General features: G+C 60.9%; 12 protein-coding genes. 7 read left to right on the forward strand and 5 right to left on the reverse strand.

Translation table 11 applies throughout. The features are described 5' to 3' along the window. The first annotated feature begins 103 nt into the window (after positions 1-103). The gene (locus ACYZT3_RS18925) at positions 104-1522 is read left to right on the forward strand and encodes a type VI secretion system Vgr family protein (RefSeq protein WP_462030462.1); all 1419 of its coding nucleotides are present in this window, start codon (positions 104-106) and stop codon (positions 1520-1522) included. Positions 1523-1525: 3 nt separating this feature from the next. Here ACYZT3_RS18925 and ACYZT3_RS18930 read toward each other — a convergent pair whose 3' ends face one another. Together ACYZT3_RS18930 and ACYZT3_RS18935 are read right to left on the reverse strand one after the other, a co-directional pair. Then, a complete protein-coding gene (locus tag ACYZT3_RS18930) occupies positions 1526-2923 on the reverse strand; it encodes an FAD-dependent oxidoreductase (RefSeq protein WP_462032397.1) in 1398 nt (465 codons plus the stop codon). A gap of 4 nt (positions 2924-2927) precedes the next feature. Continuing rightward, positions 2928-4253, reverse strand: coding sequence for an MFS transporter (locus ACYZT3_RS18935; RefSeq protein WP_282376487.1), 1326 nt, complete (start codon positions 4251-4253; stop codon positions 2928-2930). A 268-nt stretch (positions 4254-4521) separates the two neighbouring features. On the opposite strand from ACYZT3_RS18935, the gene ACYZT3_RS18940 reads away from it, so the two are divergent. Continuing rightward, complete coding sequence (locus ACYZT3_RS18940; protein ID WP_282376486.1) at positions 4522-5394, forward strand: LysR family transcriptional regulator; 873 nt, start codon at positions 4522-4524, stop codon at positions 5392-5394. A gap of 94 nt (positions 5395-5488) precedes the next feature. On the opposite strand, the gene ACYZT3_RS18945 is transcribed toward ACYZT3_RS18940, so the two are convergent. Further along, positions 5489-6352 carry a LysR substrate-binding domain-containing protein gene (locus ACYZT3_RS18945; protein ID WP_282376485.1) on the reverse strand — a complete coding sequence of 288 codons (864 nt, stop codon included), beginning with the start codon at positions 6350-6352 and terminating at the stop codon, positions 5489-5491. A gap of 109 nt (positions 6353-6461) precedes the next feature. Here ACYZT3_RS18945 and ACYZT3_RS18950 point away from each other — a divergent pair, with 109 nt between their 5' ends. The 3 genes from ACYZT3_RS18950 to ACYZT3_RS18960 all read left to right on the forward strand — a co-directional run bounded on the left by ACYZT3_RS18950 (position 6462) and on the right by ACYZT3_RS18960 (position 9329). Continuing rightward, a complete protein-coding gene (locus ACYZT3_RS18950; RefSeq protein ID WP_282376484.1) occupies positions 6462-7571 on the forward strand; it encodes a 2-aminoethylphosphonate--pyruvate transaminase in 1110 nt (369 codons plus the stop codon). Positions 7572-7766: 195 nt separating this feature from the next. Further along, entirely contained in the window at positions 7767-8594 is an 828-nt protein-coding gene (gene phnX, locus ACYZT3_RS18955; protein WP_462030463.1) for a phosphonoacetaldehyde hydrolase, read from the forward strand. Between the two features lie 186 nt (positions 8595-8780). Continuing rightward, positions 8781-9329, forward strand: a complete 549-nt coding sequence (locus ACYZT3_RS18960; protein ID WP_462030464.1) for a cytochrome b — start codon at positions 8781-8783, stop codon at positions 9327-9329. Between the two features lie 10 nt (positions 9330-9339). Here the strand turns inward: ACYZT3_RS18960 and ACYZT3_RS18965 are convergent, their stop codons facing one another. Further along, positions 9340-10257 (reverse strand): 1-aminocyclopropane-1-carboxylate deaminase/D-cysteine desulfhydrase, encoded by a 918-nt coding sequence (locus ACYZT3_RS18965; RefSeq protein WP_462030465.1) that lies wholly within the window; start codon positions 10255-10257, stop codon positions 9340-9342. A gap of 196 nt (positions 10258-10453) precedes the next feature. After that, positions 10454-12493, reverse strand: coding sequence for an oxidoreductase (locus tag ACYZT3_RS18970; RefSeq protein WP_462030466.1), 2040 nt, complete (start codon positions 12491-12493; stop codon positions 10454-10456). 207 nt (positions 12494-12700) lie between these two features. Here ACYZT3_RS18970 and ACYZT3_RS18975 point away from each other — a divergent pair, with 207 nt between their 5' ends. Next, positions 12701-13831: a nitrilase-related carbon-nitrogen hydrolase gene (locus tag ACYZT3_RS18975; RefSeq protein WP_462030467.1), complete on the forward strand. Its 1131-nt coding sequence runs from the start codon at positions 12701-12703 to the stop codon at positions 13829-13831. Between the two features lie 3 nt (positions 13832-13834). Next, positions 13835-14875, forward strand: a complete 1041-nt coding sequence (locus ACYZT3_RS18980) for an AraC family transcriptional regulator (protein WP_282376474.1) — start codon at positions 13835-13837, stop codon at positions 14873-14875. Positions 14876-15118 lie beyond the last annotated feature (243 nt).

Consider the following 15118-nt stretch of genomic DNA (forward strand, 5'->3'; position numbering starts at 1 on the left):
ACCGGCAGTTGTAGGGCGATTCTGAAACTTCGATTTGCGGTGACCATAAAGGGCTGTGGTTTCGTACCCTCTGCGCCCTTATCCCATGGCAGAAGCGCGTTCGATGCACAACGACAAGGAAAGTCCCTTCACCCTGACACTCCTCGACGGCGATTTGAGTTTGCAGGTGTTGCAATTCAGTGGCCGAGAAGCCCTCAACCAGCCCTATCGATTCGACATCGAAGTGATCAGCCTGGCACCGGCCATGAACCTCGACCGATTACTGCAACAACCGGTTTTCCTCAGCCTGAAGGATGGCCAGGGTATTCATGGCGTCCTTCACAGTGCCAGTCGCGAGCATCGCGGCCCCCACCGGATCGGCTACAAACTGGTGCTGGTGCCCTACCTTCAATGGCTCGACCGGCAGCGTTTACGCCGCGTCTTTCATCACCTCAGCGTACCGATGATCCTGCGCCAACTGCTGGAAGAACATGATGTGCCCGAGGGGAGCTATCGCTTCGAGTTATCCAACGGGCACTATCCGCTCCGGCCTTTTTGCATTCAGTACGAGGAGAGCGATCTGGCATTGCTGCAACGGCTGTGCGAAGAAGAAGGCATTCACTATCACTTCGAACATCAGCGCGACAGGCATGTACTGGTCCTCGCCGATGACTGCCTGAGTTTCCCCCAGGAACCGATCCTTACGCCTTTCCAGGGCAACGCGCCCGACGAAAGTGACTTACCGGTGATCAGTGAGTTGTTCCAGCGCCATGACTCGCCGCACTCGCCCTCACGACTGCCAACCAGAAACCGTGGCTCGCAAAACCCCGACGAGGGCGCGGCCAACCACGCTTTCACCCGACCCTTGCCGGTGATGGCCCGTCCCGCTCCCGAGCACCTCCATCGCGATCATCTGAGCCGACGACAACTGGAGCGTCTGCGTTGCCAGCACGTGCAAATCCACGGCCAAAGCAACCACAGCGCGTTGCGCAGCGCACGGATTGTGCAAGTGTCAGCGCATCCCCTATCGAGCTTCAACGATCAATGGCTGCTCACCGAAACCCGTCATCAGGGGCAACAGCCTTCGATTCTCGCCGCCGACAAACCCGTGACTGTCCGCCATTACCGCAATCAGTTCATCGCCATTCCCTGGTCAACGGTATTCAGGCCGGCGCTCACACAGACCCGGCCGAGCATCCCGGGCTATCAGCCGGCGCGGGTGCTTGGCCCTGCCGGACAGCCCGCTGTGATGGATGAGCGAGGGCAAGTGCAGGTCAGGCTGTGGCCAACAACGGAACCGGATGAATCTGCGGGTATCTGGCTACCCGTGGCCCTCGCAGCGCCGGACGGTCGGATTGACCCGTCCAGACTGCCAAGGGCCGGCAGCGATGTACTCATCAGTTTTCTCGACAGCGACCCGGACCGGCCGGTGCTGTGCGTCGGTATGGGCCATCACCCGCGCACCAGGCCTGCTCCCGAGCTACGCGGCGATAGCCACTTGCTGCTCGATTGGCTGGTCAATCGCTCGGACCTCGCCCCCTGACACTCATCCCTTGTCGGCCTTGCCTGCCGCCGCCGCGAACTTTGCCAGACGCACATCCAGATGCCGCGGTGGGCGCCCGTGATCCTCGGCGCGCTCCTTGCGGCGGATGGCGTTGCGCACCATCAGGGAGCCAAGGTAACGAATCGGTTCCGGCGGAAAGAAGCCCAAGGGGCCGTTGATCAGCGGCGAACGGGTCCAGGCGTTGTCCAGTCCCTGGACCATCGAGGCAAGAATCTGCCCGCCCATATGACACGGGCCGACCCCGCTGCCGGAGTATCCGAAACCGTAAAACACATTGCCGCTGGCACTCATCTGGCCGAAGAACGGCAAACCGGTGACGGAGCGGTCAGACGGACCGTTCCAGGTCGCCTCGACCTTGACCTCGGCAAACGCCGGAAAGAACTCGCTCAGGCTGTGCCGCAACAAATCGGCATACGGCGACGGCTGATCGAACACCGGCAACATTCGCCCGCCGTAAGCAAAGGTATTGCCGCCCTTGCCGAGCATGATTCGGCCGTCCGGGGTGTTGTGGTAGTAGTGCACGAAAATCCGCGAATCGAGCACGGTGACGCCGCTGGTCAAACCGATCTCGTTGAGCAGATCGGGGCGCGGTTCGGTGATCAGCATGTCGCTGGAAACGATCGCCACACTGCGCTCGAACTGTGGAAACGCCCGGGCCATCCAGGCGTTCATCGCCAGCACCACGCGATCCGCGCGAAGGGTGCCGTTCGGGGTTTGAATCCCTGCCGGTTTGCCCTCCTCCAACCCGGTCATCGCGGTGTGCTCATGAATCCTCACACCGAGTTGCAAGGCGACCCGGCGCAAGCCGCGCACCAGTTTGCCCGGCTGCACGCTCGCCGCCGCCGGAGAAAACCAGCCTTCCAGGTGTTTGCTGGAACCGGCCATGCGTTGTACATCCGCAACCGGTCGTTGCGAGAAGGAGTTGATGCCATTGCGCTCCAGCGCCGCGATCACCGCATCGGTCGAACCGCATTGGGCACGGTTGGTGGCGGTGTAGAGCGTCCCGTCGAGGCGGTAATCGGCGTCCACCGCGTACCGCTCGCAGAAGGCGCCGATGGCATGAATGCTGCGCTCCGACTCCTTGACCAAACGCACCGCTTCTTCGACGCCGAACAACCTTTCCAGCGTGAAGTACTTGGCCGACCACGACAGTGCACAACCACCGTTGCGGCCACTGGCGCCGGCGCCGCAGATATCGGCCTCGATCAGCAGCACATCCAGTTCGGGGTTCTGTTCCTTGAGCATGATCGCGGTCCACAGCCCGGTGTAACCACCACCGACAATGCAGACGTCGGCGCGGGTGTCGCCCGCCAAGGGTTCGCACGGCGCGCAGGACTCGGCCGCCAGCGCCTGTTCCAGCCAGAAAGGTCTCATCGGTATTTCCTCAGGTACGCAGGGGTTTGACGCTCATCGGCCGGTTAGGCACGAATGCACTTTCTGCACGCAGGCCCGCCGGGCGACTGTTCCAATAGGGGATCAGCACCAGCGCTGAAAACAACGCGCAACCGGCGAAGACGATGAACACGGTGACCGAGTCGAAGTAGCCCGGCAGCAACCCGCCGAGAATCGCCCCGACCGAGCCGCAGCCGTTGACGAAGCCGGCCGAGGTTGCGCCGGCCTTGGCGGTACCGAAATCGATGGCTGCCGCGCCGCTGATCATCGAGTCCGGTCCGTACAGGGTCAGGCCCATGACGAACAGCAGCGCCACCACCAGCATCACGCTGCCGGTATGCAGGGCGCCCATGAACAATGCCAGGGTCACGGTCAGCGCCAACAGGCTGAGCACACACCCCGGCATGCGTCGGGCGCCGAACAGTTTGTCCGAGGCCAGACCGAGCAGAATCGGCCCAAGCAAACCGGCCAGTTCAAACGCGGTGGGGATAATCGCCGCGCCGACCTTGCCCACCGAGGGCATCTGCTCGAAGACGATCACTGGCCCCCAGAGCAGAATCGCGTAGCGCGCCGGTTTCAGCAGAAAGTACGCGAGGCCCAGAACCAGCACGGTCCGGTTGCGCAGGATTTCTTTTAAGGGTTCCAGCACGCTGATCTTGCTTTGCGCGTCGGCCTCTTCCGCCGTCAGTTGCGGCGCTGGTTCCACCGCCGGCAAGCCAACGTCTTCGGGTTTGTTGCGCTGAAAAATGAAAAACAGCACGGCGACCAGCCCAACCACCGCCGCACTGGAAAAGAACGCCGCGTGCCAGGTGCCGATCAGCGTATACGCCCACCAGCCAGCAAACGGCGATGCCACCAGACCACCAAAGGCGTAGCAGGAACTCCACAACCCCAACACCCGCCCGCGCTGCTCGGCCGGAAAGAAATTGCCGAGGTTCTTGCACAGCCCGGACCAGCCGGTGGACTGCGCCAACCCTTGAATCAGCATGCAGGTGGCAAAGATTGGCAACGTCGCGAAACTGCCCATCACCAGCGCTGCCGCTGCGGAGATCAGTAACCCGCCAAACACCACGACCCTCGCGCCAAAGCGGTCGGCCAGGATGCCCCAAGTGAATTGCCCGATGGCGTAAGCCGTTAGGTAGATGGCGTCGAGGTTGGCCATGGCCATTTTGTCGAGCATGAAGGTGGGGTCTTCGGCGATCCCCAGTTTTGCCACGGAAAAGGCTTTGCGGGTGAAATAGAACGCGGCGTAAGCGAGCCAGGTGATCGCGAAGATCTGCACGCGCCAACGCTTGATGGTGCCGATGTGCTTGTTCATGGTGGTTCTGACCTCAGGGTGTGAGTGTGCCGGCAGAAATTGAGAAATAACGCCTGTTTTTTTATTGTTGAGCACTTCGATATCGCTGCATCCCTGAGGCGATCTCGGTCAGATGAGTCCTGCTGTTGCACGCACAGGCTCATGGCCGCCGACGCTGTTTGACTGACCAGTCACCGGGGCTGAGGTCGATAAAAACAATTACTGATTAATAAGTGAAATCGATTTATCGTATTTCCAATATAAGCTCAGCTTGTTACTGGAGGTTTCGATGTCGGTTTCCCACGCCCAGCTCAAAGCCTTCCACGCCGTTGCCGTCCACGGAAGCTTTACCAAAGCCGCCGCGCGGCTATTTCTCACCCAACCGGCGATTTCCGACCAAGTGCGCAAACTCGAAGAGCGTTTCGGGGTGCTGTTGTTCCACCGCAACAAACGCTCGGTACGCCTGACCGATCTGGGCGAGCGCTTGTTGAGCATTACTCAGCGGCTGTTCGTCATCGAGGCCGAGGCTCAAGAGTTGCTTCAGGAGTCTCAGGCACTGCAGACCGGCAGCCTGATTCTCGCCGTCGATGCGCCGGTGCATGTGCTGCCGCAGATCGCGCGGTTCTGCGAACGCTATCCCGGCATCAGCGTGAAAATCGAAACCGGTAACACCGATGAATCGCTGTTTCGGTTGTTCAACTACCAGGCCGATCTGGCGTTGTTGGGGCGTGAGGTCAGTGACGAACGATTGATCTCGCTGCCGCTGCGCAATGACCCGATGGTGGCGTTCGTTTCCCGCCATCATCCGTGGGCCGACCGAGAGTCGATTTGCCTCGCGGACCTGGATGACACGCCTTTGGTGCTGCGGGAAATCGGCTCGGTGACGCGCCAGACGCTGGAAGAAGAAATGGCTCGGGCCGGGTTTCGCATTCGTCCGGCGATTCAGGTTGAAGGTCGGGAAGCGGCGCGTGAAGCGGTGGTCGTGGGGATTGGTGTCGGTGTGGTATCGGCTGCCGAGTTCGGTGCGGATTCGAGGGTTTGCGCGCTGCCGATTACCGATTGCAAACGACGGCTGACCGAGACACTGGTGTGCTTGCGCGAGCAGAGTTCGCGGCGGGTGGTGGCGACGTTTCTGGAGATGGTTCGCGAGAGTCTGGCATAAGCAGGCCCGGCCTCTTCGCGGGCAAGCCTCGCTCCCACAGGTTCAACGTTATCCTTGTAGGAGCGTGGCTTGCCCGCGATAGCCGCGCCGCGGTTCAACTGGATGGCGCCAAATCAAAAAACGCCTGGATCAAGCGTAAATCCCGGCGCCGTTCCATGCAGCCAATCATGTGCCGATTGACCAACCCTTCGCCAATAATAGGCACCGCCACCACCCTCGGGTCGTGGCTGACTTCCACCGACGACACCACGCCAACCCCCAATTCTGCGGCGACGGCTTCGGTCACCGCCTCGCGACTGTCCAGTTCCAGCAACACCCGTGGATTGACCAACGCCGTCGCACAGGCCTTGTCGAAGGTGCGCCGGGTTATCGAACTTGGCTCGCGCAACACCATGATCACCTGATCCAGCGCCTTAAGCGGCACGCCCTTCGACATCTGCGCCCACGGATGCCCCTCAGGCACCAACGCACACATTCGTGACTCGCTTAAGCCTTGCAGATGCAAGCCCTTGCGCGGTTCGACTTCGGTCAGCACCGCCACGTCGGCATGCTCCGACAGCAACGCCGCCAGGGTTTCCTGAGCATTGCCCAGCCGCAGGTTCACGGTAATTCCGGGATAGCGAGCGCGCAGGCTGGCGAGCATCGGCATGACCATGTGCGGCCCGTCCGCCGCCACTTCCAAACGCCCGGTCAGCAACTGCCGGTTCGCCTCCAACATCACCTGCGCTTCTTCGGCCAGACCGAACATCGCCCGGGTGATCGCGGCCAGTTGGGTGCCCTCCTCCGTCAATTCCACTCGTCGTGCCGTGCGCCGCAACAAGGTGATCTGGTAGTGCTCCTCCAGCGCCTTGATGTGGCCGGTGACCGCCGGTTGGCTGATGAACAATCGCGCAGCGGCCCGGGTGAAGCTGCCCTCACGGGCCACGGCGTCGAAGGCGCGGAGCTGGAACAGGTTCATGAATAACCCTCACTGATGGTTGGCATAACAACAAACAATTTGATTGATAGCACGGCAAATTGCAATTTAAGCCCCGTAGCTTCATCTCATCGATTGCGAGGACACGAGAATGAGTACTGCCGAGCCCATCCTGCTCACCCCCGGCCCATTGACCACATCGGCCCGCACCCGTCAGGCGATGATGGTCGACTGGGGCTCATGGGATGATCGCTTCAATCAACTGACCGCCAACCTCTGCGAGCAACTGCTGGCGATCATCAACGGCGGCGACAGCCACCACTGCGTGCCCCTGCAAGGCAGCGGCACGTTCGCCGTCGAAGCAGCGATCGGCACGCTGGTGCCACGCGACGGCAACGTCCTGGTGCTGATCAACGGCGCCTATGGCAAACGCCTGGCGAAAATCTGCGAAGTGCTCGGCCGCTCCTTCAGCACCTTTGAAACTGCCGAAGACGAACCGACCACCGCCGCCGACGTCGACCGCCTGCTGCGCGCCGACGCCAGCATTACCCACGTCGCGCTGATTCACTGCGAAACCAGCACCGGTATCCTCAACCCGCTGCCGGAAATCGCCCACGTCATCGCGCAACACGGCAAACGCCTGATCATCGACGCCATGAGCTCCTTTGGTGCCCTGCCGATCGACGCGCAACAGGTGCCGTTCGACGCGTTGATCGCCGCTTCGGGCAAATGCCTGGAAGGCGTGCCGGGAATGGGTTTCGTCTTCGCTCGCAAAGAGGCGCTGGCGAATGCCGCCGGCAACTCGCACTCGCTGGCGATGGACCTTTTTGACCAGCACACCTACATGGCCAAGACCGGTCAATGGCGCTTCACCCCGCCGACCCATGTGGTCGCCGCGCTGCACGAAGCCCTGCTGCAATACAACGAAGAAGGGGGTTTGCCTGCCCGGCATCAGCGCTACGCCAACAACTGCCAGGTGCTGCTCGATGACATGGCCAAGCTCGGACTGCGCAGCTTTCTGCCCGCCGCCATTCAGGCGCCGATCATCGTCACCTTCCACGCGCCGAAAGATCCGCGCTACCAGTTCAAGGAGTTCTACGAACGCGTCAAAGCCAAGGGCTTTATCCTCTACCCGGGCAAATTGACCCAGGTCGAAACCTTCCGCGTCGGCTGCATCGGCCACGTCAACCAGGCCGAGATGCACGCGGCGGTGGCGGCGGTCGCCGAAGTACTGCGCGAGATGGAAGTTTTAGAAATTTGATTCACGACGACCTGTAGCAGCTGGCGAGCTGCGCGAGCCTGCGTTCGGCTGCGCAGCAGTCGTAAAACATCCACCTCGGTGTTTCAGGTGGACCGCGTCGTCAGGGTTTACGACTGCTCCGCAGCCGAACGCCGCCTCGCAAGCTCGACAGCTGCTACAGGGATCACTATTCCCCAATTACAGGATTTGATCACCATGAACTACAGCAACCCAACCAAACTGCAAGCTGCCATTCTCGACTGGGCCGGCACCGTGGTTGACTTCGGCTCCTTCGCGCCGACGCAGATTTTTGTCGAAGCCTTCGCCGAGTTCGACGTCCAGGTTTCCATCGAAGAAGCCCGCGGGCCGATGGGCATGGGCAAGTGGGACCACATCCGCACCCTGTGCGATCAGCCGCAAGTCGCCGAGCGTTATCGCGCGGTGTTCGGCCGGACGCCGACCGATGACGACGTCACCGCCATCTACAAACGCTTCATGCCACTGCAAATCGAGAAAATCGCCGAGCACTCGGCGCTGATTCCGGGCGCACTGGACACCATCGCCAACCTGCGCCAGCAGGGGATCAAGATCGGTTCCTGCTCCGGTTACCCGAAACAGGTCATGGACAAGGTTGTCGAACTGGCCGCCACCAACGGCTACATCGCCGATCATGTGGTCGCCACTGATGAAGTGCCTAACGGCCGTCCATGGCCGGCCCAAGCGCTCGCCAACGTGATCGCCCTCGGCATCGATGATGTCGCGGCCTGCGTGAAGATCGACGACACCGTGCCGGGCATTCTCGAAGGTCGCCGTGCCGGCATGTGGACCGTGGCGCTGATCTGCTCGGGCAACGCGCTGGGCCTGGACTACGAAGGATATCGCGCCCTGGGCAGCGACAAGCTGGCCCGCGAACGTAAACGCATCCATGCAATGTTCGAAGGCTCGCGGCCGCACTACATGATCGACACCATTACCGATTTGCCGGAAGTGATCGCTGATATCAATAAGCGCCTGGCCAATGGCCAGATGCCGCAAACCCGCTGATTGAGCCTATCGCCTCATAAAAAAGCGCCAGTTCCTTAACGCAACTGGCGCTTTTTTGTGGCCGATCACCTGATCCAGAGCAATGAACGTCCAAATAGCCAAAGGCAAATCCACCAATGCGGATTACAGTTAACGCACACCGTCGAACACGAACGGTGGTTCGACCTGAACTGTGAGGAACACCGTATGCCCTGGAAGAATTCCGACTCACGCTACAGCACCGTATCGATCTCGCTGCATTGGTTGATGCTGGTCCTGCTGGCGCTGGTTTACGCCTGTATCGAATTTCGCGGGATCTTTCCAAAAGGCAGTGGCGGCCGGACGCTGATCACCGAATCGCACTTTTTGCTGGGCTTGACGGTGTTTGTGCTGGTCTGGCTGCGGCTGTTTGCTCGCAGCCTAAGCCCGGCACCGCAAATTTTCCCGGCCTCGCCTCACTGGCAGACCGTGCTGGCCAAATTGATGCACTGGGCGCTGTACATTTTCATAATCGCCATGCCGATTCTGGGCTGGCTGGTCACCAGCGCCAAAGGCCATCAAGTGATGTTCTACGGTTTTGACCTGCCGTTGCTGATCGCAGAAGACAAGGCGTTGGCCAAGCAGATTGAGGGTTGGCATGAACTCGGCGGCACTATCGGCTATTGGCTGATCGGCCTGCATGCCTTGGCGGGGATTTATCACCACTATGTGGTGCGCGATAACACCTTGCTGCGGATGATGCCCAAGCGCGGCTAAATTCGGCCGCTCACCGGAAACCCCGGCGGCCCTGCAAACCGCCGGTGTGGATGAAGATCAGGCGTGTCCCGCGAGCAAACTTTCCCGCTTCGATTTGCTGCTTGAGCGCCAACAGTGCTTTGCCGGTGTACAGCGGTTCGAGGGAAATGCCGCTGGCCTGTTCGGTCTGATCGATGAATTCGAGTAACAGCGGATCGACTTTGGCAAAGCCACCACGGCTGGTGTCGAACCATTCATAAGCGCGATCCTGTAAACCCGCCTCTCGCACAATCGACTCGACCTGCTGCGCAACCCCATGATCGTCGGGCACGGCCAGCGCACCATACACCGGGTGTTCGCCCGCCTCGGCCAGCACCAGACCGGCCAGGGTCGTGCCCGTTCCGCAGGCCAGCCACCAGCCGTCGTAGTCGTTCCAGCCCAGACCGTTCAGTTGCTCGCTGACCATTGTCCTCAGTTGCATGCAGCCCTTTGCTCCCTGCAAACCGCCGCCACCTTCCGGCACCGGATGCAGATCGGGATACTGCGCCTGCCAGGGTTGCCAGAAACCCGGCGCGTGCCGCGCTCGATAACCGCCATAACCCAGCCAATGCAGCTGCATACCGAACGCCTGCAAGTCCTTCACCGTCGGCGTTTCTTGTGGATGTCCACGCAGCAGGCCAACGGTGGTGAAACCGAAACGTTTGCCCGCGGCGGCCAGTGCATGCAGATGATTGGAATGGGCACCGCCGAGGCTGATGATGCCTTTGGCACCGAACCGGTCAGCGGATTTCAGGTGCTCGATGAGTTTGAACCACTTGTTGCCGCTGATCAGTGGATCGATCTGGTCCAGACGCAGGATCGCGGCTTCGATGCCGGCATTGGTCAGCCAGCCGAGATGAAGGGGTTCGAGCAGGGGCTTGGGTAGCCAGTTGGCTGGAGGAGAAAGCATCGGCTCTGCGCAGACGGAAAAGACGCCAGTCTATCAGCCAACGCAAACCTTGTAGCCGCTGGCGCAGGCTGCGTCCGGCTGCGCAGCAGTCGTCAATCCTGCCATCCCCGTTTACCTGAATCACCGCGGTGGCCGACTTTACGACTGCTGCGCAGCCGGACGCAGGCTGCGCCAGCTGCTACAGAATGTGTGAGTTTTAGAGTTCAGCAGCCAGACGCGACCCTTGGTTGATCGCGCGCTTGGCATCCAGCTCCGCCGCCACATCCGCGCCGCCAATCAAATGCACGTTCTGCCCGGCCGCTACCAGACCCTCCTGCAGTTCGCGCAGCGGATCCTGCCCGGCGCAGATCACGATGTTGTCCACCGGCAGCACTTGCGGCTCGCCGGTTTCGCCGATGCGGATGTGCAACCCCTCGTCGTCAATCTTCAGGTACTCGACGCTGTTGAGCATCTGCACCTGCTTGTTCTTAAGCCCCGTGCGGTGAATCCAGCCGGTGGTCTTGCCCAGGCCGTCGCCGACCTTGGATTTCTTGCGCTGCAGCAGGAAGACTTCACGAGCCGGGGCATGGGGTTCAGCCTTGATACCGGCGACACCGCCGCGCGCTTCCAGATGCGTATCGATGCCCCACTCCTTCCAGAACGCCTCGCGATTCTGGCTGGTGGCCACGCCCTGGTGAACCAGAAACTCTGACACATCAAATCCGATACCACCGGCGCCAATCACTGCGACGCGCTTGCCCACCGGTTTGCGCTCAAGGATCACGTCCAGATAGCTCAGCACCTTGGCGTTCTCGACGCCCGGAATCGCCGGGGTTCTTGGGGCGATGCCGGTGGCGAGAATGATCTCGTCGTAACCGCCGTCTACCAGTTGTGCGACATCGACGCGGGTGTTCAGGCACACCTCGACGTGGGTGGTCTGTAGCTTGCGATTGAAGTAGCGCAGGGTTTCAAAGAACTCTTCCTTGCCTGGCACGCGCTTGGCGATGTTGAACTGGCCACCAATTTCGCTGGCCGAATCAAACAGCGTCACCTGATGCCCGCGCTCGGCGGCCACGGTAGCCGCGGACAAACCCGCAGGACCGGCACCGACCACAGCGATTTTCTTGATCTGTTGCACCGGCAGGTAATTGAGTTCGGTTTCATGGCAGGCGCGCGGGTTCACCAGGCAACTGGTCAACTTGCCGCCGAAGGTGTGATCCAGGCACGCCTGATTGCAACCGATGCACGTGTTGATTTCATCGCCACGGCCGGCGGCTGCCTTGTTGACGAAGTCCGGGTCGGCGAGGAACGGCCGCGCCATGGAGACCATGTCGGCATCGCCTTCGGCCAGAATCTGCTCGGCGACTTCCGGGGTGTTGATGCGGTTGGTGGTAATCAGCGGAATGCTCACCGAGCCGCGCAGCTTGGCCGTGACTTTGCTGAACGCGCCGCGCGGCACTTTGGTGGCGATGGTCGGGATCCGTGCTTCGTGCCAGCCAATGCCGGTGTTGATGATCGTTGCACCGGCCTGTTCGACGGCCTTGGCCAACTGGACGATTTCTTCCCAGCTGCTGCCGCCTTCCACCAAATCGAGCATCGACAGGCGGAAGATAATAATGAAGTTCGGGCCTACCGCTTCACGCACCCGACGGACGATGTCCACCGGCAGGCGCATACGGTTTTCATAGCTGCCGCCCCAGCGGTCAGTACGGTGGTTGGTGTGGGCGGCGAGGAACTGGTTAATGAAATAACCTTCGGAGCCCATGATCTCGACGCCGTCGTATTCGGCCTGTTGCGCCAGGGTCGAACAGGTGACGAAGTCGCTGATCTGTTTCTCGATGCCTTCCTCGTCCAGCTCTTTTGGCTTGAACGGATTGATCGGCGCCTGAATGGCGCTCGGCGCGACTTGTTTCGGGCTATAGGCATAACGGCCGGCGTGAAGAATCTGCATGCAGATCTTGCCGCCCGCCTCGTGCACCGCGCGGGTGACGATCCGGTGCTTGAGCGCTTCGTCCTCGGTGGTCAGTTTGGCCGCGCCGGAGTACACCCCGCCCTCATCGTTCGGGCCAATACCACCGGTGACCATCAGGCCAACGCCACCACGGGCACGTTCGGCGAAGTACGCCGCCATGCGCTCGAAACCGCCGGGCTTTTCCTCAAGACCGGTGTGCATCGACCCCATCAGGGTACGGTTGCGCAACGTGGTAAAACCCAGGTCCAGCGGGGCCAACAGGTGCGGGTAATGAGCGGCGGCCATCGGTAACTCCACATCGAGCGATCACGGAAAAAGTGCAGGAGCTCTACGGCCCCCGTCAGTCATGTTGGACAGACTAAGAGTCGCGCCGCCGTCACTCAATGACCGTAACTGACAACTTATTGATTCAAATGTGCAGTGCCCCTTGGCAAGTGCCGGCATGCGCCCTACCCTAGTCGCGAACCCTGCACACGGCCGTTCTGTTTCCCCATGCGCAAACTTCTGTACCTGACCTTTTCCATGGCGTTGATCGCCGCCCTCACGACCTACGCCATGTGGGCCGCGGACCGTCCTGTGGGTCATTACCTGTCGGACCTGCGGATCAATCTAGCGGTCGACCAAGGCACACCTGCTGATCGCGGCAACTTGCTGGGCATCCAGCCCGAGCTGTTTCCCACCGACTACCAAAGCCCCGAGCGCTTGCACCGCAAACTGGCGGCCTATTTGCAGAAGGCCCAGGACCAGGGCCTGCTGAATGAAAAAACCATCGTTGTACTGCCCGAACATGTCGGCACCTGGTTGATGGTCAGCGGTGAGAAAGATGAGCTGTACCAAGCCACCACGCTCAAGGAAGCCATGAACTGGCTGGCGGTGAGCAATCCCTTGAAGTTCCTCCGCGCGCTAATCAGCGCCAAGGGCGACAGCCGTCTGGACGACGCGCACCTGCGCATGAAGGCCAAAGGCATGGCCAAAGACTACCAGGCGCTGTTTGGTGGTCTGGCGAAAGAATTTCACGTGACCCTGGTGGCGGGCTCCATTGTGCTCCCGGAGCCTAACGTCATCGACGGCACCCTGAAAATCGGCCGCGGCGCGTTGTACAACAGCACCGTGGTGTTCGGCACCGATGGCCTGCCGATCGGCCAGCCCCAGCGTCAGATGCATCCGATCTTCGATGAGCATGACGTCATCGCGGCCAATGGCGAGCATACGCTCAACGTCGTCGACACCCCGGCCGGACGCTTGGGTGTTCTGATCGGCAGCGACAGCTGGTACCCGGACAATTACCGCAAGCTCGACAGCCAGGGTGCGAAGTTCGTCGCGGTCCCGGCGTTTGTGATCGGGCGCGGCACCTGGGACAAACCGTGGCGTGGCTACAAGGGGCTGTTGACGCCTGGCTCCGTCAGTCTCAAGGCCGGGGAGCTCAGCGAAGGCCAGGCCTGGCATCGTCTGACACTCACCACTCAACCACCCAGCAGCCAGGCAATCGCCGGCATGAGCGTGTTCCTGCGCGGTCAATTCTGGGATCAGGGCAGCGCCGGTCAAAGTTTTCTCAGCAGCAACGGGCAGCAGTTCGCCGACGGCAATGCCCGTGGCGCGCGTTTGCTGAACCTCTGGTTGTAACCAATGAAACCGTTGCCGATGCGGCTCGGCGATCTGTCGGTGGGCTTTGTTCATAGCCTGGCCGACGCCGTGCGCAGTCACGGTGTAGACCCTCAGACGCTGCTCGAACAATACGGCCTCGACTCGGCGCGCCTGAGCGAAGCAGGCGCCCGGCTCTCGATCCCGCGCTACATGCGCCTGGGCCACAGCGCCATTCAACTGACCGACAACCCGGCACTGGGTTTACGCATGGGCCAGCTCAGTCGCCTGAGCCAAGCCGGCCTGGCCGGGGTCACCGCCGCCCAGGCGCCAACGGTGCGAGAAGCCGCGCGCTGCCTGATTCGCTTCGAAGCCTTATATGGCTCCAACTATCGCGGTCAATCGAGCTTTCATGAAGACGCTCAAGGCGCCTGGCTGCGGTTCTATTCCATCAGCCCTTACAACGCCTACAACCGCTTCGTGGTGGATTCGATCATCGCTGGCTGGTTGCAGCAATTGTCCAGCATTAGCCCTGTACCGTTGCGGGCCGAACGCATCGAGATCGAGTTTGATGAACCGGATTACCGCACGGCTTATGAGGTGCTGGGTGACTGCCCGATCCAGTTTGGCGGCGAGCACAATCAACTGCGCTTGGGCCTTGCCAGCCTCGCACAGCGTAACCCGGAACATTGCCCAAGCACTTGGCGACACCTGCTGCAACTGTGTGAACGGGAACTGGAGCAACTGACACGCACCCGCAGCCTGCGTGAACGTATCACTCAGTTGCTGGGGCCGTTACTCAATGGTGGCCGGGAACCCGACCTGGAAGAAGTGGCGGCACGCCTGAAGCTGCCCACCTGGACCTTGCGCCGCAAACTCGCCGAGGAAGGCACGCAATTTCGCGCGATTCTCAACGACACTCGTCGCGACCTGGCCATGACCTACATCCGCGATACCGAACTGGCGTTCGGAGAAATCGCCTACCTGCTGGGCTTTGCCTCAGCCGAAGCGTTTCAACGGGCCTTCAAACGCTGGAGCGGCCAGACACCCGGCGAGTTTCGCCGCAGTCATCGCCAATCCGCTTGACGCTTACAGCTCGGTAGCGTCTTCGGCCGGTTCCAGTGGATCCAGTTCAAACGCCTGATACTCGAGCAGTTCTTCTTGATAATCGTCCATTTTTAATCCCCCACAACTCGTTGAAAAAAACGCCTGAATAAATGACCAGCACCCCGAGCATAAAGTGCCCACGTGAACGAAAAATGACGCAGGCACGCCGCTCCGCGGCTACTTAATAAAACGTAGCAGGCCGTCAGGAATTTATCACAGGAT

This window comes from Pseudomonas sp. MDT1-16 (assembly GCF_054898115.1).